Annotated in this window: 21 protein-coding genes and 1 pseudogene; 13 read left to right on the forward strand and 9 right to left on the reverse strand. The window is 62.0% G+C overall.

Features of this window, described 5'->3' with window-relative positions:
* Positions 1-54: 54 nt before the first annotated feature.
* From RGM2987_RS08410 to RGM2987_RS08425, 4 genes are all read right to left on the reverse strand, one after another.
* A complete protein-coding gene (locus RGM2987_RS08410) occupies positions 55-912 on the reverse strand; it encodes a shikimate dehydrogenase (RefSeq protein ID WP_245139695.1) in 858 nt (285 codons plus the stop codon).
* Positions 912-1,352, reverse strand: coding sequence for a type II 3-dehydroquinate dehydratase (gene aroQ / locus RGM2987_RS08415; RefSeq protein WP_245139699.1), 441 nt, complete (start codon positions 1,350-1,352; stop codon positions 912-914). Before aroQ ends, RGM2987_RS08410 begins: the two co-directional genes overlap by 1 nt.
* Positions 1,353-1,674: 322 nt before the next feature.
* On the reverse strand, positions 1,675-2,754 hold the full coding sequence (trmA, locus tag RGM2987_RS08420; protein WP_245139701.1) for a tRNA (uridine(54)-C5)-methyltransferase TrmA: 1,080 nt from the start codon (positions 2,752-2,754) through the stop codon (positions 1,675-1,677).
* The gene (locus tag RGM2987_RS08425; protein ID WP_245139705.1) at positions 2,751-4,046 is read right to left on the reverse strand and encodes an NCS2 family permease; all 1,296 of its coding nucleotides are present in this window, start codon (positions 4,044-4,046) and stop codon (positions 2,751-2,753) included. Before RGM2987_RS08425 ends, trmA begins: the two co-directional genes overlap by 4 nt.
* A 214-nt stretch (positions 4,047-4,260) precedes the next feature.
* Here RGM2987_RS08425 and RGM2987_RS08430 point away from each other — a divergent pair, with 214 nt between their 5' ends.
* The 5 genes and pseudogenes from RGM2987_RS08430 to RGM2987_RS08450 all read left to right on the forward strand — a co-directional run bounded on the left by RGM2987_RS08430 (position 4,261) and on the right by RGM2987_RS08450 (position 9,310).
* Positions 4,261-4,707: a DUF4879 domain-containing protein gene (locus tag RGM2987_RS08430; RefSeq protein WP_245139707.1), complete on the forward strand. Its 447-nt coding sequence runs from the start codon at positions 4,261-4,263 to the stop codon at positions 4,705-4,707.
* A gap of 63 nt (positions 4,708-4,770) precedes the next feature.
* A complete protein-coding gene (locus RGM2987_RS08435) occupies positions 4,771-5,337 on the forward strand; it encodes a DJ-1 family glyoxalase III (RefSeq protein ID WP_245139710.1) in 567 nt (188 codons plus the stop codon).
* A gap of 241 nt (positions 5,338-5,578) precedes the next feature.
* The gene (locus RGM2987_RS08440) at positions 5,579-6,112 is read left to right on the forward strand and encodes a (2Fe-2S)-binding protein (protein WP_245139712.1); all 534 of its coding nucleotides are present in this window, start codon (positions 5,579-5,581) and stop codon (positions 6,110-6,112) included.
* Positions 6,109-7,110: a xanthine dehydrogenase family protein subunit M gene (locus RGM2987_RS08445; RefSeq protein ID WP_245139713.1), complete on the forward strand. Its 1,002-nt coding sequence runs from the start codon at positions 6,109-6,111 to the stop codon at positions 7,108-7,110. Before RGM2987_RS08440 ends, RGM2987_RS08445 begins: the two co-directional genes overlap by 4 nt.
* Positions 7,110-9,310, forward strand: a pseudogene (locus RGM2987_RS08450) (xanthine dehydrogenase family protein molybdopterin-binding subunit). The gene RGM2987_RS08445 and the pseudogene RGM2987_RS08450 overlap by 1 nt, the downstream one beginning before the upstream one ends.
* On the opposite strand, the gene RGM2987_RS08455 reads toward RGM2987_RS08450, so the two are convergent.
* On the reverse strand, positions 9,307-10,557 hold the full coding sequence (locus tag RGM2987_RS08455; protein WP_245139714.1) for an MFS transporter: 1,251 nt from the start codon (positions 10,555-10,557) through the stop codon (positions 9,307-9,309). The pseudogene RGM2987_RS08450 and the gene RGM2987_RS08455 sit on opposite strands and share 4 nt — an antisense overlap.
* Before the next feature lie 499 nt (positions 10,558-11,056).
* On the opposite strand from RGM2987_RS08455, the gene RGM2987_RS08460 reads away from it, so the two are divergent.
* Genes RGM2987_RS08460 through RGM2987_RS08470 form a run of 3 tightly spaced genes read left to right on the forward strand, consistent with a single transcriptional unit; the run spans position 11,057 to position 13,692 of the window.
* Positions 11,057-12,496, forward strand: a complete 1,440-nt coding sequence (locus RGM2987_RS08460; protein ID WP_245139715.1) for a cytochrome ubiquinol oxidase subunit I — start codon at positions 11,057-11,059, stop codon at positions 12,494-12,496.
* 3 nt (positions 12,497-12,499) lie between these two features.
* Positions 12,500-13,507: a cytochrome d ubiquinol oxidase subunit II gene (gene cydB, locus RGM2987_RS08465; protein WP_245139716.1), complete on the forward strand. Its 1,008-nt coding sequence runs from the start codon at positions 12,500-12,502 to the stop codon at positions 13,505-13,507.
* Between the two features lie 14 nt (positions 13,508-13,521).
* Positions 13,522-13,692 (forward strand): DUF2474 domain-containing protein, encoded by a 171-nt coding sequence (locus tag RGM2987_RS08470; protein WP_245139718.1) that lies wholly within the window; start codon positions 13,522-13,524, stop codon positions 13,690-13,692.
* Positions 13,693-13,745: 53 nt separating this feature from the next.
* Here the strand turns inward: RGM2987_RS08470 and RGM2987_RS08475 are convergent, their stop codons facing one another.
* Both RGM2987_RS08475 and RGM2987_RS08480 read right to left on the reverse strand, forming a co-directional pair.
* Positions 13,746-14,870, reverse strand: a complete 1,125-nt coding sequence (locus tag RGM2987_RS08475) for a class I SAM-dependent methyltransferase (RefSeq protein WP_245139720.1) — start codon at positions 14,868-14,870, stop codon at positions 13,746-13,748.
* A 181-nt stretch (positions 14,871-15,051) separates the two neighbouring features.
* Entirely contained in the window at positions 15,052-15,792 is a 741-nt protein-coding gene (locus RGM2987_RS08480; protein ID WP_245139722.1) for an autoinducer binding domain-containing protein, read from the reverse strand.
* Positions 15,793-16,045: 253 nt separating this feature from the next.
* On the opposite strand from RGM2987_RS08480, the gene RGM2987_RS08485 reads away from it, so the two are divergent.
* Positions 16,046-16,822 (forward strand): ferredoxin--NADP reductase, encoded by a 777-nt coding sequence (locus RGM2987_RS08485; protein WP_245139725.1) that lies wholly within the window; start codon positions 16,046-16,048, stop codon positions 16,820-16,822.
* A 155-nt stretch (positions 16,823-16,977) separates the two neighbouring features.
* Here RGM2987_RS08485 and mscL read toward each other — a convergent pair whose 3' ends face one another.
* Entirely contained in the window at positions 16,978-17,391 is a 414-nt protein-coding gene (gene mscL, locus RGM2987_RS08490) for a large-conductance mechanosensitive channel protein MscL (protein WP_245139727.1), read from the reverse strand.
* 283 nt (positions 17,392-17,674) lie between these two features.
* Between mscL and katB the strand changes: the two genes are divergently transcribed.
* From katB to radA, 3 genes are all read left to right on the forward strand, one after another.
* Positions 17,675-19,216 (forward strand): catalase KatB, encoded by a 1,542-nt coding sequence (katB, locus tag RGM2987_RS08495; protein WP_245139729.1) that lies wholly within the window; start codon positions 17,675-17,677, stop codon positions 19,214-19,216.
* Positions 19,217-19,311: 95 nt separating this feature from the next.
* Entirely contained in the window at positions 19,312-19,863 is a 552-nt protein-coding gene (locus RGM2987_RS08500; RefSeq protein ID WP_245139733.1) for an ankyrin repeat domain-containing protein, read from the forward strand.
* A gap of 42 nt (positions 19,864-19,905) precedes the next feature.
* A complete protein-coding gene (gene radA, locus RGM2987_RS08505; RefSeq protein ID WP_245139736.1) occupies positions 19,906-21,273 on the forward strand; it encodes a DNA repair protein RadA in 1,368 nt (455 codons plus the stop codon).
* Between the two features lie 154 nt (positions 21,274-21,427).
* Here the strand turns inward: radA and RGM2987_RS08510 are convergent, their stop codons facing one another.
* Positions 21,428-21,784: a PilZ domain-containing protein gene (locus RGM2987_RS08510; protein WP_245139738.1), complete on the reverse strand. Its 357-nt coding sequence runs from the start codon at positions 21,782-21,784 to the stop codon at positions 21,428-21,430.
* Between the two features lie 158 nt (positions 21,785-21,942).
* Between RGM2987_RS08510 and RGM2987_RS08515 the strand changes: the two genes are divergently transcribed.
* A partial coding sequence (locus RGM2987_RS08515) for a carbon starvation CstA family protein (RefSeq protein WP_280639866.1) occupies positions 21,943-23,104 on the forward strand: 1,162 nt, incomplete at its 3' end.

Below are 23,104 nucleotides of genomic sequence, written 5' to 3' on the forward strand. Positions count from 1 at the left end.
GTCAGATCGCATTCGCGAGCAAGCCCGCTCCCACAGGAGGGCTGCTCAGGATTTTCAGTGGTTCATGCTCTGGAAATGCTCGAGCATCCGCTGCGCATCCGGCGCCACGCCGCTGAACAGTTCAAACGCCTTCACCGCCTGGAACACCGCCATGTTGCCGCCATCCAGCGTGCGGCAACCCAAGGCGCGGGCATGGCGCAGCAGTTCGGTTTCCAGCGGGAAATAAACGATTTCCGCAACCCATAACTCGCCCCGCAGCAACTCCACGGGCACTGGCATGCCGGGAAGTTTCGCCATGCCCATGGGCGTGGTGTTCACCAAGCCATCGGCCTCGGCCATGGCACCGTCCAGGTCGTGACCAGCCTTGGCCCGGCCTGCGCCGAAATGCTGGTTCAGGTTATTTGCCAGCGCTTCGGCGCGGCTGACCTCGACATCAAAAATACTCAAGGTCTGTACGCCTTCGGCCAGCAGCGCGTGGGCAACCGCCGCCCCGGCGCCGCCAGCGCCCATCTGGACTACGTGCCCGCGAGATACATCCCCCAGGCCGCGACGAAAACCCTCGGCGAACCCCAGGCAGTCGGTGTTATGGCCGATGCGCTTGCCATCCTTGAGCACCACGGTGTTCACCGCGCCGATTCCACGGGCCTCGGGCGACAGTTCATCGAGCAGCGGGATGATCGCCTGCTTGCAGGGGAAGGTGATGTTCAGGCCGGTGAAGCTCATGCGCTCGGCGGCGCTCAGCAGCTCGGGCAAGGCGTTGCTGTCGAGTTGCAACGCGTCGAGGTCGATCAGCCGATAGAGGTAACGCATGCCTTGGGCATCGCCTTCGTGTTCATGCAGCGCAGGGGTGCGGGAAGCCTGGATACCGGCGCCGATCAGCCCGGCGAGCACAGTGACATTCGACATGCTCATCAACCCTTCAACCGCTGACTGAAATGTTCCAGGGCCAGGCGATAGCCATGGCTGCCAAAGCCGCACATCACGCCGATGGCGATGGAGGAGACAAAGGAGTGATGGCGGAAGGTTTCCCGGGCATGGACGTTGGACAGGTGCACTTCGATCACCGGGACTTCGCTGGCGACCAGGGCGTCACGAATGGCCACCGAGGTATGGGTCCAGGCCGCCGGGTTGATGACAATACCGGCGCAGCGGCCGCGGGCGCCGTGAATCCAGTCGATCAGTTCGCTTTCCTGGTTGGTTTGGCGAAACTCCACCGCCAGGCCGAGTTCTTCAGCCGTGCGGCCGCACAGCGCCGAGATATCCGCCAGGGTTTCATGGCCGTACGTCGCCGGCTCACGCGTGCCGAGCAGATTGAGGTTCGGGCCGTTGAGCACCAGAACGATTGGAGGCATCGCAATTTCTCCCAGGTTTTTGTTGTTGGTTCGGCAGGTTTCGGCCGCTGGGGATAAATTGTACTAGATGGTTAATTTTTTCAAACAAAGCCGGAGGGGATGGGCAATATGTGTTCGATGATCGAACAGGTGCTTAGGCTGGGTTTATTTCTGTGAGAGGAACCGTGGCGAGGGAGCTTGCTCCCGCTCGGTCGCGCAGCGACCGCTAAAGGCAAAAAGCACGGGCTGCTGCGCACCCCAGCGGGAGCAAGCTCCCTCGCCACAGTGGAGCGGGCGCGCCTTGGTGAGCAGCGCTACCCGTGCCACAGGAGCTTTGCTTGGCTCAGCGCCGAGTCAGCAATACCCCGGATTCCATGTGATGGGTCCAGGGGAATTGATCGAACAAGGCGCAGCGGGTGATGCGGTGGGTGTCGTGCAGCTGCGCGATGTTGGCGGCAAGGGTCTCCGGGTTGCAGGAGATGTAGAGGATGTTCTCGAAGCGCCGCGTCAGCTCGCAGGTGTCTGGGTCCATGCCAGCGCGGGGCGGGTCGACGAAGACGCTGCCGAACGCGTAGCTTTTCAGGTCCACGCCATGCAGGCGACGGAACGGCCGGACTTCATTCAGGGCCTCGGTCAATTCCTCGGCGGACAGGCGCACCAGCGTGACGTTATCCACAGCGTTTTCGCTGAGGTTGCTCAGCGCCGCGTTCACCGACGTCTTGCTGATTTCGGTCGCCAGCACTTTGCGCACCCGGGTCGCCAGGGGCAGGGTGAAGTTGCCGTTGCCGCAGTACAACTCCAGCAGGTCATCGCTGCGATCGCCCAGGGCGTCATATGCCCAGTTGAGCATCTTCTGGTTCACCGTGCCGTTGGGTTGGGTGAACGCCCCTTCCGGCTGGCGATAGCTGAAGGTGCGACCGTCGACGTCGAGTTTCTCCACCACATAGTCGTGGCCGATCACTTCGCGCTTGCCCTTGGAGCGGCCGATGATGTGCACGCCCAGGTCACTCGCCAATTTCGATGCGGCGGCGTGCCAGTGCTCATCCAGTGGACGGTGATAACACAGGGTGATCATCGCATTGCCGGCCAGGGTGGTCAGGAATTCCACCTGGAACAGCTTGTGGCTCAGCGGTGCGCTGGCCTGCCAGGCGGCCTTGAGTTGCGGCATCAATTGGTTGATGCGCAGGCTGGCGATGGGAAATTCCTCGATGAGAATCGGCGTGCGCTTGTCGTCCTGGGAAAACATCGCGTAATGCCGCTCACCGGCCTCGCGCCACAAGCGGAATTCGGCGCGCAGGCGGAAGTTTTGCAGCGGCGAGTCGAACACCGCCGGCTCCGGTGCATCGAAAGGCGCCAGTAGGTCGCGCAAGCGCGCGACCTTGTCCTGGAGTTGTGCGGCGTAGGCCTGGGAATCAAAAGTCATGCGTTGAACCAACCCAACTTGATCACGAACAGAATCGACAGAATGACCAGCGCCGGGTTCAGCTCACGGCCACGGCCCGACACCAGCTTGATGGCGGTCCAGGCGATAAAGCCGAAGGCGATGCCGTTGGCGATGGAGTAGGTGAACGGCATCGCCAGCGCGGTGATCACCACCGGGGCGGCGACGGTAATGTCGTCCCAATCGATTTCCGCCAGGCCCGAGGTCATCAGTACCGCGACGAACAATAGCGCCGGCGCGGTGGCGAAGGCCGGGACGCTGGCGGCCAGCGGCGAGAAGAACAGCGCCAGCAGGAACAGGATCGCCACGACGATGGCGGTCAGGCCGGTACGGCCACCGGCGCTGACGCCTGCCGCCGACTCGATGTAACTGGTGGTGGTCGAGGTGCCCAGCAGCGAACCGGCCATGGCGGCGGTGCTGTCGGCGATCAGCGCCCGGCCCATCTTCGGCATGTGGCCGTCCTTGCCCATCAGCCCGGCGCGCTTGGCGACGCCGATCAGGGTGCCGGAGTTATCGAACAGGTCGACGAACAGGAAGGCGAAGATCACGCTCACCAGACCGATATCCAGCGCGCCCTTGATGTCCAGTTGCAGGAAGGTCGGCGCCAGGGACGGTGGCGTGGAGACGATGCCGGCGAATGGGGTGAAGCCCATCAGGATCGAGACGATAGTCACCGCGAGGATGCCGATCAGCACCGCGCCGCGCACTTTCAGTGCTTCGAGGGCGACGATCAGCACGAAGCCGAGCGTTGCCAGAATCGGCGCCGGTTGTTTCAGGTCGCCGAGGCCGACCATGGTCGCTGGGTTCTTCACCACGATCCCGGCGTTGCTCAGGGCGATCAGCGCCAGGAACAGGCCGATACCGGCGGCAATGGCCGAGCGCAGCGGCAGCGGGATGCTGTTGATGATCCACTCGCGAATGCGAAAGATCGACAGCAGGAAAAACAGCACCGCGGAGACGAACACCGCGCCCAGCGCCACTTGCCAGGTATGGCCCATGTGCAGGACCACGGTGTAGGTGAAGAAGGCGTTCAGGCCCATGCCCGGTGCGAGGGCGATCGGGTAGTTGGCGATCAGGCCCATCACCGTGGAGCCGATGGCCGCCGCCAGGCAGGTGGCGACGAACACCGCGCCCTTGTCCATGCCGGTCTCGCCGAGGATGCTCGGGTTGACGAACAGAATATAGGCCATGGCCAGGAAGGTCGTGACGCCCGCCAGAATCTCGGTCCGCACGTTGGTGTCATGTGCCTTGAGTTGAAACAGCCTTTCCAGCATGTCTGCTCCCCGTGGCGCGCCGGGCGCCGTGAATGTATCGACCTCAACAGCAAAGCACAGGCCGCCAGCGGCGCCCGGGAATTTTCTGTGGGTCGGAAAAAGCCGCGCATCATACCAGCAGCGTGGCGATGTGGCTGCGATCCTCGTCGCTGTTTTGCCAAAGCAACAAGTGGGCCATACTGCGCGCGGTTTCCGGGAGAGCTGAAGGTCGCGTATGAAAAAGATTCGGATGGCTGCGTTGGGCTGCCTGCTGGGCCTGTGGGTGCCGATCCAGGCCGCCAACGCCGCATCGGCACCGCCGTTGAGCGAGGTCAAGGTGCTCAAGGTCGAATCGCCGGCCTGTGGCTTCGAGGACATCGCCCCGGGGCAAGCGCAGACCCGTTGCAATCACAGTGGCCCGAATATCAAGGTCTACGTGCTGGAGGTCGGCTATGGCCGTCAGCCCCACGTCACCCTGGATGGCTTCGAAGTCGACGGTACCCGCTCGCCGGTGTGCGCGTTCAGCAACGGCAATCTCAACGATTGCTCCACGCAGACCAAGGTCGTCGGCTACCTGTATGTCTTCGACCTGAAGGGCAAGCAGGAAGGCACCTTCAGCTTCAGCAATGTTTCGATCAACGCACCGGGCAATCGGATGTCCGCCGAGCTGTATATCAAGTGATGGGTGCCTGACGCAGTCCGGCAAACGTGACTAGGCTTTAGGAACACCCAGCGGAGAGCGCCCATGATTCCCGGAACCAAGATCCCCCGAGCCCTGATTGCCGTCGCCGAAGGTGTCGATGATTTGCAGACCGCGACCCTGATCGACGTGTTGCGCCGGGCCCAGGTCGAAGTGGTGGTGGCGAGCATCGAAGGGCGGCGCATGCTTACCTGTGCCCGCGGTACACGCCTGACCGCCGACGGCATGTTGGTGGACCTGTTGGTGCAGGACTTCGACCTGATCGTCCTGCCCGGCGGCCTTATCGGCGCCCAGCACCTGGCGGCGCATCAGCCGTTGCAGCAATTGATCAAGGACCAGGCCGCCGCCGGCCGCTTCTTCGCCGCCATCGCCGAAGCCCCGCCCCTGGCCTTGCAGGCGTTCGGCGTACTGCGCCAACGACGCATGACCTGCCTGCCGGCGGTGAGCCAGCAATTGTCCGGTTGCAGCTTCGTCGATCAGCCTGTGGTGGTGGACGGCAATTGCATCACCGCCCAAGGCTCGGCCGCCGCCCTGGCGTTTGCCCTGACACTGGTGGAGCAACTCAGCGGCAAGGGCGTGCGCAGTGTGGTGGCGGCGGAGTTGTTGGCCTGAGCATAAAATAGGGCTCATTTAAGCGAAGCGTGATCTACACACACACACACACACACACGTGGCGAGGGAGCTTGCTCCCGCTGGGCTGCGCAGCAGCCCCCTTGGAACCACTGCGCACTGGAGCACTCGCCCAATCAAGCCCGCGCAATCGCCTTGAACGCTCACTCCACGCTGAAGTCGTACCCCTTATGACGGCGGTTTCCCAAAACGCCGCGAGTGTACGACCAACCGTGAGGTGTTTATGAGCGCGACCTTGTCCGAGACGACGCAGGCGTCCTTCGTCCGTCATCCGATCCGTCTGACACTCAATGGTCAGGTGCGCGAGTTGCACGTGTTGCCCTGGACCACGTTGCTGGACCTGCTGCGCGAACAGTTGGACCTGATGGGCAGCAAGAAAGGCTGCGACCACGGCCAGTGCGGTGCCTGCACGGTCTTGCGCGATGGCAAACGCATCAATGCCTGCCTGACCCTGGCCGTGATGTGCGACGGTGCCGAGCTGACCACCATCGAAGGCTTGGCCGGCGATGGCGCATTGCACCCCATGCAGCAGGCGTTCATCAGGCACGACGCGTTCCAGTGCGGTTATTGCACGCCGGGACAGATCTGTTCGGCGGTGGGCCTGGCCAACGAGGGCAGGGCGCAAACGCCTGGGCAGATCAGCGAGTGGATGAGCGGCAACCTGTGCCGGTGCGGTGCCTACAACAACATTCGTGACGCCATCGAAGAGGCTCTGCCGCTCTGCCAGCAATCGCCGGAACAGGGAGACGACCAATGAATCCCTTCCAATACAGCAAACCCGACACCGTGCAGGCCGCCATCGACCTGTCGAGCCCGGTGTCACGCTTCATCGCCGGCGGCACCAACCTGCTGGATTTGATGAAGGAAAACCTCACCCGCCCCGAACACCTGATCGACATCACCGGGCTGCCCCTGGCGGACCTCAGCGAAACCCCGTCCGGCGGGGTGATGATCGGCGCCTTGGTGAGCAATGCCGACCTGGCCTGGCATCCGTGGATCGAGCGCCGCTATCCGTTGCTGTCCCAGGCGATCCTGGCCGGCGCTTCGCCGCAGTTGCGCAACATGGCCAGTACCGGCGGCAACCTGCTGCAACGCACTCGCTGCTATTACTTCTATGACGCCAGCGTGCCGTGCAACAAACGCGAGCCCGGCAGCGGCTGCCCGGCCCGGGATGGGTTGAACCGGATCCACGCGATTTTCGGCGCCAGCGACCAGTGCGTCGCCACCCATCCCTCCGACATGTGCGTGGCCCTGGCCGCACTGGAGGCGGTGGTCCATGTGCTGGGCCGGGGCGGTGCGCGAACCATCGAGTTCGCCGACTTCCATCGCCTGCCCGGCGATGCGCCGCAGCGCGACAACCAATTGGCCGATGATGAGCTGATCACCGGCATCGAGTTGCCCGCCGCCGGTTTCGCCGAACACAGCCATTACCTGAAGATCCGCGATCGCGCCTCCTACGCCTTTGCGCTGGTCTCTGTTGCAGCTGCGCTGGAGCTGGATGGGCCGGTGATCCGCCAGGCGCGTCTGGCCCTCGGCGGCGTGGCACACAAGCCATGGCGCGACAGGGCCGTGGAGAGCTGGCTGGCCGGGCAGACCGTCAGCCGCGAGACGTTCACCGCAGCCGCCGATGCGCTGCTGCAAAACGCCGAGCCGCTGGCGCACAACGGCTTCAAGGTCAAACTGGCGCGTCGGGCGATTGTCCGCACCTTGAGCGATGCCGCATTGGGCAGCGCACCGTTGGGAGGGCAAGCCTGATGAACGCTTCGAGCAAATCCATAGGGCAGCCACTGGACCGGGTCGACGGCTTGCTCAAGTCACGGGCCAGGCCCGTTATGCCGCTGAATATCCCGAGGACGGCCTGCTGCACGGCAGCGTCGTGTCCGGCGGCGTCGCTCGCGGTCGTGTGCTGCGCATCGATGCCTCCCGCGCCCTGGCGCTGCCCGGTGTGGTTGCGGTGATCGATCATACCAACCGGCCACGGATCGCCAGCTACGACGAACCCTACCAGGATGCCGATGCGGCGGAGGGTTCGCCGTTCCGGCCGCTGTACAACGATCAGGTGCTCTACAGCGGCCAGCCTTTAGCCTTGGTGGTCGCGGAAAATCTTGAGCTGGCGCGCTATGCCGGTTCGCTGGTGGACATCGAATACGAGATTCAGGACCATCAGACCGATCTGGCGATCCTGCAAAATGAAGCCCATCCGGCGCCGGCCGAATTGCCCAAGCCTCGTGGGAATTTTCAGGGCGAATACGCCAGTGCGGCGCTGAATGTGGATGTTTCCTACAGCACCCCCATCGAACACCACAACCCGATGGAGCCGCACGCCTCCACGGTGCTCTATCAGCCTGACGGCAGCCTGCACATCCACGACAAGACTCAGGGCACGCAGAACTGCCAGTCTTACGTGCAGAAGGTCTTCGGCCTGGAAAAAGAGCAAGTGCGGGTGTTTGCCGCATTTGTCGGCGGCGCCTTCGGTTCCGGCCTGCGGCCGCAGTACCAGTTGCCGCTGGCAGTGATGGCGGCGCTGGCGCTCAAGCGTTCGGTGCGGGTCAGCCTGACACGCCAGCAAATGTTTACCTTCGGCTATCGCCCGCGAACCTTTCAGCACTTGCGCTTGGGCGCCGCGGCCAACGGGCGCTTGCTGGCGTTGGCCCACAGCGCCGTCGGCCAGACTTCGCGCTTCGAGGATTTCACCGAGCACGTGGTGGAGTGGAGCGGCATGCTCTATCACTGCGACAACGTGGAATTGACCTACAAGCTGGCGCCCCTGGACGTCTACACGCCCTTGGACATGCGCGCCCCCGGTGCTGCCCTCGGCTTGATCGGCCTGGAGTGCGCCATGGATGAATTGGCCTGCGCCCTGGCAATCGATCCGATTCAACTGCGCTTGATCAATTACAGCGAACGCAACGAGAACGAAGGCAAGCCATATTCCAGCAAGGCGTTGCGCGAATGCTACGCCGAAGGCGCGCGCCGCTTCGGCTGGGACAGGCGCAACCCTGAGCCACGCAGCATGCGTGAAGGCCGGCAACTGGTGGGTTGGGGCATGGCCGGCGGTGTGTGGGAGGCCATGCAACAAAAGGCCAGCGCCCGCGCCTCACTGGATGCGAACGGCAACCTCACCGTGAGCAGCGCGACGACCGACATCGGCACCGGCACTTACACGGTCATGACCCAGATCGCCGCCGAGGCGTCGGGCGTTTCCCTTGATAACGTAACCTTTGTCCTCGGTGATTCATCCCTGCCGACTGCGCCATTGCAGGGCGGATCGTTCACCGTTTCTTCCGTGGGCACCGCCGTGCAACAGGCCTGTGAGGCCTTGAAGGAGAAACTGCTGGCCGTGGCCCGCCAGGCCTGTCCGGCCTTCAGTGGCGCGACCATTGAGCAAGTGACGTTCGCCGATGGCCAACTGCGCCTGGGCGAGGCGCGCGTGGCGCTGGCCGAGCTGGCGCAACACAGCGGCGAGACACCCTTGCAGGCTGAGGTTACGGCCGGGCCGGACGACAAGCGCCAGGCCTACGCCACCGCCACGCACTCGGCGGTGTTCGTCGAGGTGCGGGTGGATGAAGACCTCGGCACGGTGAAAGTCCATCGGGTGGTCAGCGCCATCGCCGCCGGGCGGGTGATCAACCCGAAGACCGCACGCAGCCAGATCCTCGGCGGCGTAGTGTGGGGCGTCGGCATGGCCCTGCACGAAGAAACCCTGACCGACCACGCCCTGGGCCGGCACATGAACCACAACCTGGCCGAGTACCATGTGCCGGTCAACGCCGACATCGGCGACATCGAGGTGGTTTTCGTCGAGGAACAGGACGATATCGTCAACGCGCTGGGGTCCAAGGGCGTCGGTGAAATCGGCATCGTCGGGGTGGCGGCAGCAGTGGCGAATGCGATTTATCACGCCACCGGCAAGCGGGTGCGGGAATTCCCCATCACCCTCGACAAGTTGCTCTAGGCTTTCGTCGCTTCCTGCGCCTCGTGCACCGGTTCATGCATCCGGTCACGGTTGGCCAGGGTCGGGAACAGCTTGATCCAGACGCCGGTCACCAGCAGCGTGCCGATCCCGCCCATGACCACCGCCGGCACGGTGCCGATCCAGTGGGCGGTGAGGCCGGACTCGAACTCACCCAGCTGGTTCGATGCGCCAATGAACAGGCCATTCACCGCGCTGACCCGGCCGCGCATTTCATCCGGCGTTTCCAACTGCACGAAGGACGCGCGGATCACCATGCTGATCATGTCCGCCGCGCCCAGCACCACCAGCACCGCCAGGGAGAACCAGAACGAAGTGGAGAGGCCGAACGCGATGGTGGCGACGCCGAACACGCCCACGGCGGTGAACATCACCCGGCCGACCTTGCGTTCCACGGCAAACCGCGCCAACCACAGCGACATCAGCAAGGCCCCGACTGCCGGTGCCGAGCGCAACAGGCCCAGGCCCCAGGGGCCGGTCAACAGGATGTCCTTGGCGAATACCGGCAGCAGGGCCGTGGCGCCGCCGAGCAGCACCGCGAACAGGTCCAGGGAGATTGCCCCGAGAATGTCCGGACGGCTGCGAATGAAGCGAATCCCGGCGAGCAACGAGTCCAGGGTCGCCTTGCCTTTGTTCAGCGGTGTTTGTCGGGCCGGCAGGTTGAGCATCAGGCAGCAGGCGATGACATAGAGCAGCACGGTCGGGCCATAGACCCAGACGCTGCCGAAGGCGTAAAGCAGGCCGCCGAGGGCCGGGGCGACGATGGTGGCCGATTGCTGGGCCGATTGCGCGGCAGCCACGGCCCGGGGAAACAGCGCGGCGGGCACGATACTCGGCAGCAGCGCCTGGGTGGTCGGCATCTCGAAGGAGCGGGCCGCGCCTAGCAAAAACGCGAGGACGAAGATCATTTCCCGGCTGACCTGGTCGGTGGCACTGCCAATCACCAGGGCCAGGGCAATCATCGCCTGCAACGACTGGCAGATCGCCGCGACCTTGCGCCGGTCATAGCGGTCGGCGACGTGCCCGGTGTGGAGCATGAACAGTACGCGCGGCGCGAACTCCACCAGGCCCACAAGGCCGAGGTCCAGCACGCTGCCGGTCAGTTGATAGAGGTTCCAGCCAATGGCTACGGTGAGCATCTGGAAACCGCTGGCGGTGAAGATCCGGGCCAGCCAGAAGGCAATGAAAGGGCGGTGGTGGCGGAGCAGCAACGGCGCTTGGCTGGGCATCTATGACGGGTCCGGTGATGAAGGCATCGAGATTATCACCGAGCTGTAAGCAGAGGTACGACCTCTGGAAAAATAGTTAGCCAAACATCGATGTTGTTCGCCGAGCGCTGTTTTGTGGCGAGGGGATTTATCCCCGCTGGGCTGCGAAGCGGCCCCCCTGGGTTTGGCAGTGATTACAGCGGCGAGTGCTGCGCACTCGAACGGGGATAAATCCCCTCGCCACAGAGATTGCGTTGGCCTTAGCCCCTGCACATCACACTGAGACAACCTGTCACGCGACAAAAGACCACGCCGTTCATCGGCCATAATCCGACTACTCTTTACGCAATGCTTGACCCAGATCAATTCCCTTTGGGCGTTGGACTGGTGGCCATCCGGCCAGCGTCCTGCGTGGTAACGGTTTTAAAAAAGAACGATTTGAAAAGCATCGCACTCCATATCACTGGGGGCGTGATGCAGGCCCCACCCGCAGCCGGTTTTACCTGACAGAGGAAGACTTATGTTCGGTTTGGAGGCGCTCGATCTCGCCCGAATCCAGTTCGCGTTCACCATCTCGTTCCACATCCTGTTCCCGGCCATCACCATCGGCCTGGCGAGTTACCTGGCGGTGCTCGAGGGCCTGTGGCTCAAGACCCGCGATGACACTTACCGCGATCTGTACCACTTCTGGTCGAAGATCTTCGCCGTCAACTTCGGCATGGGCGTGGTCTCCGGCTTGGTGATGGCTTATCAGTTCGGCACCAACTGGAGTCGTTTCTCGGATTTCGCCGGCGCGGTCACCGGGCCGCTGCTGACCTATGAGGTACTCACGGCGTTCTTCCTCGAAGCCGGTTTCCTTGGCGTGATGCTGTTCGGCTGGAATCGCGTCGGCCGCGGCCTGCACTTCTTTTCCACGGTCATGGTGGCGATCGGCACCCTGATCTCGACCTTCTGGATCCTGTCCTCCAACAGCTGGATGCAAACCCCCCAGGGCTATGAAATCGTTGATGGCCGTGTGATACCGGTGGACTGGTTGGCCGTGGTGTTCAACCCTTCGTTCCCGTATCGCCTGTTGCACATGTCTACGGCGGCATTCGTTGCCACCGCGTTTTTCGTCGGCTCGTCGGCGGCCTGGCATTTATTGCGCGGGCGCGACAATCCGGCGATTCGCCGCATGCTGTCGATGGCGATGTGGATGGCCTTGATCGTAGCGCCCATACAGGCGGTGATCGGCGATTTCCACGGTCTCAATACCCTCAAGCACCAACCGGCGAAAATCGCCGCCATCGAAGGTCATTGGGAAAACGTCGGGAATGAGCCGACCCCGCTGATCCTGTTCGGACTGCCGGACATGAAAGCCGAGAAGACCCGCTTCGCCGTGGAAATCCCTTACCTGGGCAGCTTGATCCTGACCCACAGCCTGGACAAGCAGGTGCCGGCCCTCAAGGAATTCCCGCCTGAGGACCGACCCAATTCGACCATCGTGTTCTGGTCGTTCCGGGTCATGGTCGGCCTGGGGTTGCTGATGATTTTCACCGGCCTGTGCAGCTTGTGGCTGCGCCGCAATGACCGGATCTTCCAATCCCGGCCGTTCCTGCACCTGGTGCTGTGGATGGGGCCGTCCGGGCTGATCGCGATCCTGGCCGGCTGGTTCACCACCGAAATCGGCCGTCAGCCCTGGGTCGTCTATGGCCTGATGCGCACGGCCGACGCTTCGTCCGGCCACAGCTTCGCCCAGATGAGCATCACCCTGGTGCTGTTCGTCGTGGTGTATTTCGCGCTGTTCGGTGCGGGTTTGAGCTACATGATGCGCCTGGTGCGCAAGGGTCCGGTGGCCCACGAGGCCGAGCCGACCGATGGCGGCCCGGGCCAGAAACGCACCCCGGCCCGTCCGTTGTCGGCCGCCAACGAAGGCGACGACGAAGCGGACCACAACGACCGCTCGAACAAGGGGAATTGAATCATGGGTATTGATCTTCCACTGATCTGGGCCGTGGTCATCATCTTCGGCATCATGATGTACGTGATCATGGACGGCTTCGACCTGGGGATCGGCATTCTCTTCCCCTTCGTCAAGGGCGAGCGCGACCGCGATGTGATGATGAACACCGTGGCGCCGGTCTGGGACGGTAACGAAACCTGGCTGGTACTGGGCGGTGCCGGCCTGTTCGGGGCGTTCCCGCTGGCCTATTCAGTAGTCCTGTCGGCGCTGTACCTGCCGCTGATCCTGATGCTCATCGGCCTGATTTTCCGTGGCGTGGCCTTCGAGTTCCGCTTCAAGGCCCGGGCCGAGAAGCGCCACCTCTGGGACAAGGCCTTCATCGGCGGTTCGCTCACGGCCACGTTCTTCCAGGGCGTGGCGCTGGGGGCGTTCATCGATGGCTTCGAGGTGGTCAATCGCCAGTACGCCGGCGGATCCCTGGACTGGTTTACGCCGTTCACCCTGTTTTGCGGTCTGGCGCTGATTGCCGCCTATGCCTTGCTCGGCTGCACCTGGCTGATCATGAAGACCGAGGGCAAGCTGCAAGAGCAGATGCACCACTTGGCACGGCCCCTGGCGTTCGTGGTGCTGGCGGTGATCGGGATTGTCAGCATCTGGACGCCGCTGGCCCACGCCGACATCGCGGCGCGCTGGTTCACCCTGCCCAACCTGTTCTGGTTCCTGCCGGTGCCGATCCTGGTGCTGGTGACCATGTACGGACTGTTCCGCGCGGTGGCCCGCAACGCCAACTACACACCGTTTATCCTGACCCTGGTGCTGATCTTCCTCGGCTACAGTGGCCTGGGCATCAGCCTGTGGCCGAACATCGTGCCGCCGTCGATCTCGATCTGGGATGCCTCGTCGCCGCCCCAGAGCCAGGGCTTCATGCTGGTGGGTACCTTGTTCATTATCCCGCTGATCCTGGTGTACACCTTCTGGAGCTACTACGTGTTCCGCGGCAAGGTGACCCATGACGACGGTTACCATTGATCGACTGCGAGGCGATGAAAATGGCCAAACCTGATCTGAAAGACATCGAGGCCGCCGAACGGAAACCGCTCTGGCAGCGGCTCGGCTGGCTGGCGGCGATCTGGGCCGGCAGTGTCCTAGCGTTGTTTGTCGTCGCCAGCCTGATGCGGATGTTCATGAACGCTGCAGGCCTGACTACCCACTGATTGCTCTGTGGGAGCAAGGCCTGTGGGAGCAAGCTTTGCTCCCACAGAACGATCTATTTACGAGCTTTGAGAATCACGAATTTGGGGGTCGCGGCCACTTGCTCGACGCCGCGGAACAACCGCGCCAGCTTGCTGTGGTAGCCCAAGTGCCGGTTGCCGACGATGTACAGCGCCCCACCCACCACCAGCGCTTCGCGGGCCTGCTGGAACATCCGCCAGGCCAGGAAGTCGCCCACCACTTGTTGCTGATGGAAGGGTGGGTTGCACAGCACTACGTCCAGTGACTGCGGCGGCTGCCCGGCCAGGCCATCGCCGGCGCGGACCGTCACTTCGCGTTCGCCCAGGGCCGCCCGCCAGTTTTCGCCGGCCGATTGCACGGCCATGTAGGACTCGTCCACCAGCGTGTAGTGGGCCTCGGGATTGTGCAGCGCACTGGCAATCGCCAGCACGCCGTTGCCGCAACCCAGGTCCGCGACTCGGGCCGGGCCCAGGTCTTTCGGCAGATGTGGCAAGAAGGCGCGGGTGCCGATGTCCAGCCCTTCGCGGCAGAACACGTTGGCATGGTTGAGCAGTTCGATCTTTGGTTCGTCCAGCCAATAGCGGGTCGGGTAGGGCGATATGGCCGGTGCGATGGCCGCTGGGGTGGCGATCAACAGCCGGGCTTTTTTCTCCGCCAGGGACGCCTGCACCGGGCCGATGTAGCGCTCCAACAGGTCTCCGGCAGCCCGGGGCAGATGTTTGATCATCGCTGCGGCAATCACCTGGGCGCCGGGCGCCAGTTGGCCTTGCAGACGGATCAGTTGCTCCTCCAGCAGGGCCAGGGTTTTCGGCACCTTGATCAAGACCCGATCAAAAGGCCCGTTCAGCGGCTCGCTCGCCGGCAGCGTGGGCACCGCATCGAAGGATCGTCCGTTGCGCACCAGGTTTTTCTCCAGCGCCTGCAAAGCCAGGAACGAATCGCTGCTGCTGAGTACTGCCACCTTGCCGGCCAGGCTGGCTGCCAGGGCGCCGAAGCCATCGTTGAGCACCAGCACTTGGGTCTTTGGGGCGGGTTGCTGTTCTGCCAGGTATGCGAGCAGGTACTCATCGGCCGCATCGAAGGCTTGCAGCGGTTCGTTCTGCTGTTCAGGTTGGCGGATCAGGTCGAGTTGGGCGAAGGGGCTGTCAAGCAAAGGCATGGCTGGGGGCTCTGGAGATCAACGAAAGTCCCGCGGCCTGGGTGAAGGTGTCTGTGCGGGACCGCTTGAATGAACTGCGTCGCGCGCAAGCAGCGTCATCATTCAAGTGGAGCCGTAAATGGTACGTTTTTTTGCTGCACATTACTCGCAGGTTTTCCGCTCCTCATGGCTGCCGGGCCGTTCAGATCACATGGATCTGGGCTGCCTTGGCCACCGCTGAAATCTTGTTGCTGACATTCAGTTTTCGCATGCAGCTGCACACATGGAAATTCACGGTCCGCTCGGAAAGACACAGAATCCTGCCCACTTCCGATGCCGTCTTGCCTTCGGCGGACCAGCGCAGCACTTCGATTTCCCGGGGTGATAAATGACATTTATGCGCGACGGTGCTGGCGTCGGATAACTTCCTGGTGGCCAGGACATGCAGCCGCTGACTGGCAAAGATGGCGTAGCCGAGATTGCCGTAATGCTCCTCTATATCGATGGCGCAATGAGTCCTTGCGAGGCTGAACAAACTGTAATGTACGCCCTGTTCATCATGGATCGCCTGGGTCCACCCGTATTTGAGTCCCTGTCGATTAAGTTCGCGCCATAACTTGGGTGTCCGGGCAAAGACACTCTCATTCCATAAGATCGGCAGTGTTGATTGATTGCAATGTGCTATTACTGGGTCCTTCGAAGCATAACCGTTCTGTTCATAAAACCTGTCCCATCCATAAGGGTAGTTATTGAGGTTCACCTTGCCGGTGTGTTTGTCCGGGCTGCCGAGATAGGTTGCAAATGCACAGTATTCAAACCCTTGATTGTTAAAGAAATTAAGGACCAGGCGATAAGCCGTCTGCAAATCTTTTTCGCAGGATAACTTCTTCAGTTGCAAGTCCTTCCACTTGTCCATCGCTGTCTCCTGGGTTGATTCGTCCATGCGGATCCAATCCATGATGCGAAAATTCAGTGTAGGACTATTCCTAACTTCGGGTGGTTTTTTTTAGACTGATACAATGATGGATAAATATTTCGAAACATTAGCCGTTACACGTGTCGTGGGTTTGTATAAGTTTGGTAAAAGAATGAAGTGGTTGAGTTGTGAGTTGCTATTAAAGTGCTACTAATGGTTCCAGGTGGTGAAAATACTCGCTTTGCGGGACACTGTAGCCCTTGTCTTGTTGGAGTGGCCCATGAGCGATAGCGAAGAAAAGTTCACCCGCCAGACCCTGCTCGACGTCCAGCCCCTGACCTCTCATTTGTTTACGTTACGCACCACCCGGGATCTCGGCTTTCGGTTTCGAGCCGGCCAGTTCGCCCGGCTGGGCGTAGAAAAGGCCGATGGCAGCACGGTCTGGCGCGCCTATTCGATGGTGTCTTCACCCTTCGACGAATTCCTCGAGTTCTTTTCCATCGTGGTCCCGCAGGGCGAGTTCACCAGTGAACTGAGTCGCCTGGAACCGGGCGACAGCCTGCTGGTGGAGCGCCAGGCCTTCGGCTACCTGACCCTGGACCGCTTCGTCGATGGCCGTGATTTATGGTTGTTGTCCACCGGGACGGGCGTTGCGCCGTTTCTCTCGATACTCCAGGATTTCGACGTCTGGGAACGATTCGAACGGATCATCCTGGTGTACAGCGTGCGCGAGGCCTGTGAGCTGGCGTATCAGGCGCTGATCGACGGATTGGCCCAGCGCGAGTACCTGGCGGAGCACGCCCATAAGCTTCGCTTCATGGCGACGGTCACTCGCGAGGCACATCCGGGGGCGCTCAATGGGCGCATCACCCATTTGATCGAAAACGGCGAGCTGGAGCGTGCGGTCGGCATAGAGCTGACGCCGGAGCACTCACGGGTGATGCTGTGCGGCAACCCGCAGATGATCGACGACACGCGCAAGCTGCTCAAGGCCCGGGGGCTGCAATTGAGTCTCACGCGTCGGCCGGGCCAGGTGGCGGTGGAAAACTATTGGTAGCAGGGAGCGCCGAGGTTCGCGATCCCCTGTGGCGAGGGAGCTTGCTCCCGCTCGATTGCGCAGCAATCGCAAAGAGCCGGGGCCGCTCCGCAGCCCAGCGGGAGCAAGCTCCCTCGCCACAGATCTGAGAGGCCGAGCTTGCTTCTGAGGCGGGCTCAGGGCCGCTCGTTCTGCGCCTTGAGCAGGTCACGGATCTCGCTCAGCAGCAACTCTTCCTTACTCGGAACCGGAGGGGCGCTGGGCGCCACAGCCTCTTCGCGCTTGAGGCGGTTGATGGCCTTGACACCCATGAAAATCGCGAACGCCACGATGATGAAGTCGATGGTGCTCTGGATGAATTTCCCGTAGGCCAGCACCACCGCGGGTGCATCCCCTTGGGCGGCCTTGAGGGTGATAGCGAGGTCGCTGAAATCCACTCCGCCGATCAACAGGCCGATGGGCGGCATGACCACGTCGCCCACGAAAGACGAGACGATTTTGCCAAAAGCGGCACCGATAATGATCCCGACGGCCATGTCGACGACATTGCCTTTGACCGCGAAGGCCTTGAACTCGCTTAGCACGCCCATGAGTTGTTGTTCCTTGTGACAGTTGAGTTTGAGTGGCAGTGTAATTCAGCCAAACGCGTCCCGCTTGAAACGCCTGCTTACAAAGCTTCAGTTATCGACCCGATGCCTGCTGAAAAGTTTACAAAGTGCCATCAATCGCGCGTGATACTGGGTCTAGCGTTAATTCCCCACAACGTTTTTTCTATCGGAGCGGTACGGCATTTCTATTTAGGTTTTGGATTTTCGAGCACTAGCCTCTGGAAGGCGCACACGGATGCGCCCTACAACATCAGAGGAAATGTCTATGAATACTTCCCTTGGCGGCGGGACTTTTTCCCACCGTCGTGCCCTTTTTGCACTGACCGCGGGCCTGCTGTCCTTTTCCGTCAACGCCGCGACCTTGACCCGGGACAATGGTGCGGCGGTCGGCGACAACCAGAACTCGCAGACGGCCGGGCCCAACGGCCCGACCTTGCTGCAAGACGTGCAGTTGATCCAGAAGCTCCAGCGCTTCGACCGTGAACGGATCCCGGAGCGTGTGGTGCATGCCCGGGGCACCGGCGCCCATGGCACCTTTACCGTGTCCAACGACCTCAGTGACCTGACCAAGGCAAAAGTCTTCGCCGCAGGCCAGGCCACGCCGGTGTTCGTGCGTTTCTCGGCGGTGGTGCATGGCAATCATTCCCCGGAAACCCTGCGCGACCCTCGTGGCTTTGCCACCAAGTTCTACACCGCCGACGGCAACTGGGATCTGGTGGGGAACAACTTCCCGACCTTCTTTATCCGCGACGCCATCAAGTTTCCCGATATGGTCCATGCATTCAAGCCCGACCCGCGGACCAACCTGGACGACGATTCACGGCGTTTCGATTTCTTCTCCCATGTTCCCGAGGCGACGCGCACGCTGACCGAGCTGTATTCCAACTCCGGTACGCCGGCCAGTTACCGTGAAATGGATGGTAATGGTGTGCATGCCTACAAGTTGGTGAATGCCAAGGGCGAAGTTCACTACGTGAAGTTTCATTGGAAAAGTTTGCAAGGGCTGAAAAATCTCGATCCGAAAGAAGTCGTGAAAGTTCAAGGGCAAGATTACAGTCATATGACTAACGATCTGGTCAGCCATATCAACAAGGGTGACTTCCCAAAGTGGGACCTGTACGTCCAGGTGTTGAAGCCCGAAGAGCTGGCGAAGTTCGACTTCGATCCATTGGATGCCACTAAGATCTGGCCGGGTGTACCGGAGCGCAAAGTCGGGCAGATGGTCTTGAACCGCAATCCGGCGAATGTCTTCCAGGAGACTGAACAGGTGGCAATGGCCCCCGCCAATCTTGTTCCTGGCATCGAGCCTTCGGAAGATCGCCTGTTGCAAGGACGAGTGTTCTCCTACGCCGATACGCAAATGTACCGGCTGGGCGCCAATGCCCTGCAATTGCCGATCAACGCACCCAAAGTGGCGGTGAACAACGGTAACCAGGACGGTGCGATGAACCCTGGCAGCACCAGCACCGGCGTGAATTATCAGCCGAGCCGGCTGGTGCCTCGCGACGAGCAGCCGGCGGCACGCTATAGCCAGACTGCACTGAGCGGCAGTACCCAGCAGGCGAAGATCCAGCGTGAGCAGAACTTCAAGCAGGCCGGTGATCTGTACCGTTCCTTCAATCAGAAAGAACGCAATGACCTGATCGAAAGCTTCGGCGGCTCCCTGGTGAGCACCGATGATGAAAGCAAGCACATCATCCTTTCGTTCCTCTACAAGGCTGACCCTGAGTACGGCACTGGCGTGGCCCGTGTCGCCAAGGGCGACCTGTCTCGGGTCAAGGCCCTGGCGGAAAAACTGACCGACTAACCCATTGCCAGCAGGCTCGCTCCCACATTGGCTTTGTGTGGCCTCAGGATTTGCTTAACCCCGATTCCCTGTGGGAGCGTGCTTAGGGAGATGTCATGAAAGGTATATTTCTATTGTCGCTATTTGCGATCTGGTCGGCGGGCGTGCTGGCCGATCAGTCTGTGCCTGCCGACCCGGCTGCCGTACGGGAACAACTGCAAAACTATTATTTCGACGCCGCCCGTCGGGGCGACGTGCCGATGCTCGATACTTTTATCGAGGCCGGTTACGCCCTCGATACCCAGGATGAAAAAGGCTACACGGCGTTGATCCTGGCGGCTTATCACGGCCAAGGGCCTGCCGTGGAACGGCTGTTGGCCGCAGGCGCTGATGCCTGTGCCCAGGACAAGCGTGGCAACACGGCGCTGATGGGCGCCATTTTCAAAGGCGAGGTGCAGATCGCCCGCCGCTTGTTGTCCACCGAATGCAGTGCGGACCAACGCAACGCGGCCGGGCAGACTGCGGCGATGTACGCCGGCCTGTTCAAGCGTGCCGAGTTGCTGGATGCCTTGAAAGCCAAGGGCGCCGACCTGGACGCTGCCGACCCGCTGGGCAATACCGCGGCGGATCTGGCCAAGGGTGAAATCAGAATGCCGGCCCCGCGCTGACCTCCGCCTGGGCTATCATCGCGATTTTTCCCGGGAGTTCAGATGGCCAAGGCAAAGCGCATGTACGGCTGCACCGAGTGCGGCTCGACCTTTCCCAAATGGGCCGGCCAGTGCAGTGAATGCGGGGCCTGGAACACCCTGACCGAAACCCTGGTAGAAAGCGGCGGCGCAGCGGCGCCCACCGGTCGTACGGGCTGGGCCGGCCAGCAGGCGCAGATCAAGACCCTGGCCGAAGTCAGTGTCGAGGAAATCCCGCGCTTTTCCACCGCCTCCGGTGAGCTGGACCGCGTGCTCGGTGGCGGTCTGGTGGACGGTTCGGTGGTGCTGATCGGCGGGGACCCGGGGATCGGTAAGTCCACCATCCTGCTGCAGACCTTGTGCAACATCGCTACGCGCATGCCGGCGCTGTACGTCACCGGTGAAGAATCCCAGCAACAGGTCGCCATGCGCGCCCGGCGCCTGGGCTTGCCGCAGGACCAGTTGCGGGTCATGACCGAAACCTGCATCGAAACCATCATCGCCACGGCACGCCTGGAAAAACCCAAGGTGATGGTGATCGACTCGATCCAGACGATTTTCACCGAGCAACTCCAGTCGGCCCCGGGCGGCGTGTCCCAGGTGCGCGAAAGCGCGGCGCTGCTGGTGCGTTACGCCAAGCAGAGCGGCACGGCGATTTTCCTGGTGGGCCACGTGACCAAGGAAGGCGCGCTGGCGGGCCCGCGGGTCCTGGAGCACATGGTCGACACTGTGTTGTATTTCGAGGGTGAATCCGATGGTCGCCTGCGTTTGTTGCGGGCGGTGAAGAACCGTTTCGGCGCCGTCAACGAACTGGGCGTGTTCGGCATGACTGACAGGGGCCTGAAAGAAGTCTCCAACCCTTCGGCGATCTTTCTGACGCGTGCCCAGGAAGAAGTACCGGGCAGCGTGGTCATGGCGACGTGGGAAGGCACCCGCCCGATGTTGGTGGAAGTGCAGGCGCTGGTGGACGACAGCCACCTGGCGAACCCGCGTCGGGTTACCTTGGGCCTGGATCAGAACCGCCTGGCCATGCTCCTCGCCGTATTGCATCGACACGGTGGCATTCCAACCCACGACCAGGACGTTTTCCTTAACGTGGTGGGCGGGGTCAAGGTGCTGGAGACCGCATCCGACCTGGCATTGATGGCGGCGGTCATGTCCAGCCTGCGCAATCGGCCGCTGCCCCACGACCTGCTGGTGTTCGGCGAAGTGGGGTTGTCGGGCGAAGTACGGCCGGTGCCCAGCGGGCAGGAACGACTCAAGGAGGCGGCCAAGCATGGTTTCAAACGCGCCATCGTGCCTAAGGGCAATGCGCCTAAGGAAGCGCCGGTGGGGTTGCAGATCATTGCCGTGACACGCCTGGAACAGGCGTTGGATGCGTTGTTCGAATAACGCATTCCTTGTGGCGAGGGAGCTTGCTCCCGCTGGCCTGCGAAGCAGGCCCAAAAAACTTGACTCAGTTCTTCTGACACACCGGGTTGTTGGACTCAGGGCTGCTGCGCAGCCCAGCGGGAGCAAGCTCCCTCGCCACAGGGATTCTGTCGATTCAGATCTGGATCAACGCCGCCAGCTCCCGTTCCAGCTCATCATGGTCGGCCAGGTTCAGCTCTACCAGCCGACGCAGGTGGGCGATGGAGTCCAGGTCGATATGCTCGCAGACGAAGCCCAGGTGGCCGTGGTCGTCGTGGGCCAGGCGAACCTCCATTTGCACATGCACCTCATTGCTCAGGTGAATGTCGGCCATGAAGGGTTCTTCGGGGTTACCAAGCCAAGGCTCGGGCTTTTCGATCAGCAGGCCCTTGAGGGACAGGTCCAGCAGTTTCACTGGCCAGATAAAGGCTCCCTGGCTCAGTTCAGTCCGTGCATGAAATTCGATTCGTACGAAGCGGCGACGTTCGCTCATTACGCATTCCCTCTAAAGATTCACTGACTATAGACCCAACTGGCGCGTCATCGTCACCGTTCGGCCGGTGACAGACCAATGTCGGGTATGGCCTTTGCGACGGTTAGCGCTAAACTCCGATGGCTGACCTTCTTGTCCACCCTGGCTGGAATATAAAAATGACAAACAATAATAGCCTGCTGCGCCATGTACCCTGGCTCCTGCTGGCCGTCCTGGGAGCATGCGCCCTGGGCGTCGTGGCCCTGCGTCGAGGCGAGGCAATCAACGCCCTCTGGATCGTCGTCGCAGCCGTCGCGATCTACCTGGTCGCCTACCGCTACTACAGCCTGTTCATCGCCAACAACGTGATGCAACTCGATGCGCGCCGGGCCACACCCGCCGTGCTCAACAACGATGGCCTGGACTTCGTCCCGACCAACAAACACATCCTCTTCGGTCACCACTTCGCCGCCATTGCCGGCGCCGGGCCGCTGGTCGGGCCGGTGTTGGCCGCGCAGATGGGCTACCTGCCCGGCACGCTCTGGCTGATCGCCGGCGTGGTGCTGGCCGGGGCGGTGCAGGACTTCATGGTCCTGTTCCTGTCCACCCGCCGCAACGGGCGCTCCCTGGGCGACATGGTGCGCGAGGAAATGGGCCGCATCCCCGGCACCATCGCGCTGTTCGGCTGTTTCCTGATCATGATCATCATCCTCGCGGTGCTGGCGCTGATCGTGGTCAAGGCCCTGGCCGAGAGCCCGTGGGGGATCTTCACGGTGATGGCGACCATCCCGATCGCGATGTTCATGGGTGTCTACATGCGCTACATCCGTCCGGGCCGCATCGGCGAGATCTCGATCATCGGTGTGCTGTTGCTGCTGGGGTCGATCTGGTTGGGCGGGCAGATCGCCGCCGATCCGGTCTGGGCCAAGGCCTTCACCTTCACCGGGATCCAGATCACCTGGATGCTGATCGGCTACGGGTTCGTCGCGGCGGTGCTGCCGGTGTGGCTGATCCTGGCGCCGCGTGACTACCTGTCGACCTTCCTCAAGATCGGCACCATCATCGCCCTGGCGATCGGCATCCTGGTCACCATGCCCGAGCTGAAAATGCCGGCGCTGACCCAGTTCACCAACGGCCTGGGGCCGGTGTGGAAGGGCGGGTTGTTCCCGTTCCTGTTCATCACCATCGCCTGTGGCGCGGTCTCGGGTTTCCATGCGCTGATTTCCTCGGGCACCACGCCCAAGCTGCTGGATAACGAAACCAACGCCCGCTACATCGGCTACGGCGGCATGCTCATGGAGTCCTTCGTGGCGATCATGGCCATGGTCGCCGCTTCGGTGA

The organism is Pseudomonas sp. RGM2987, from assembly GCF_022952855.1.
GTDB lineage: Bacteria > Pseudomonadota > Gammaproteobacteria > Pseudomonadales > Pseudomonadaceae > Aquipseudomonas.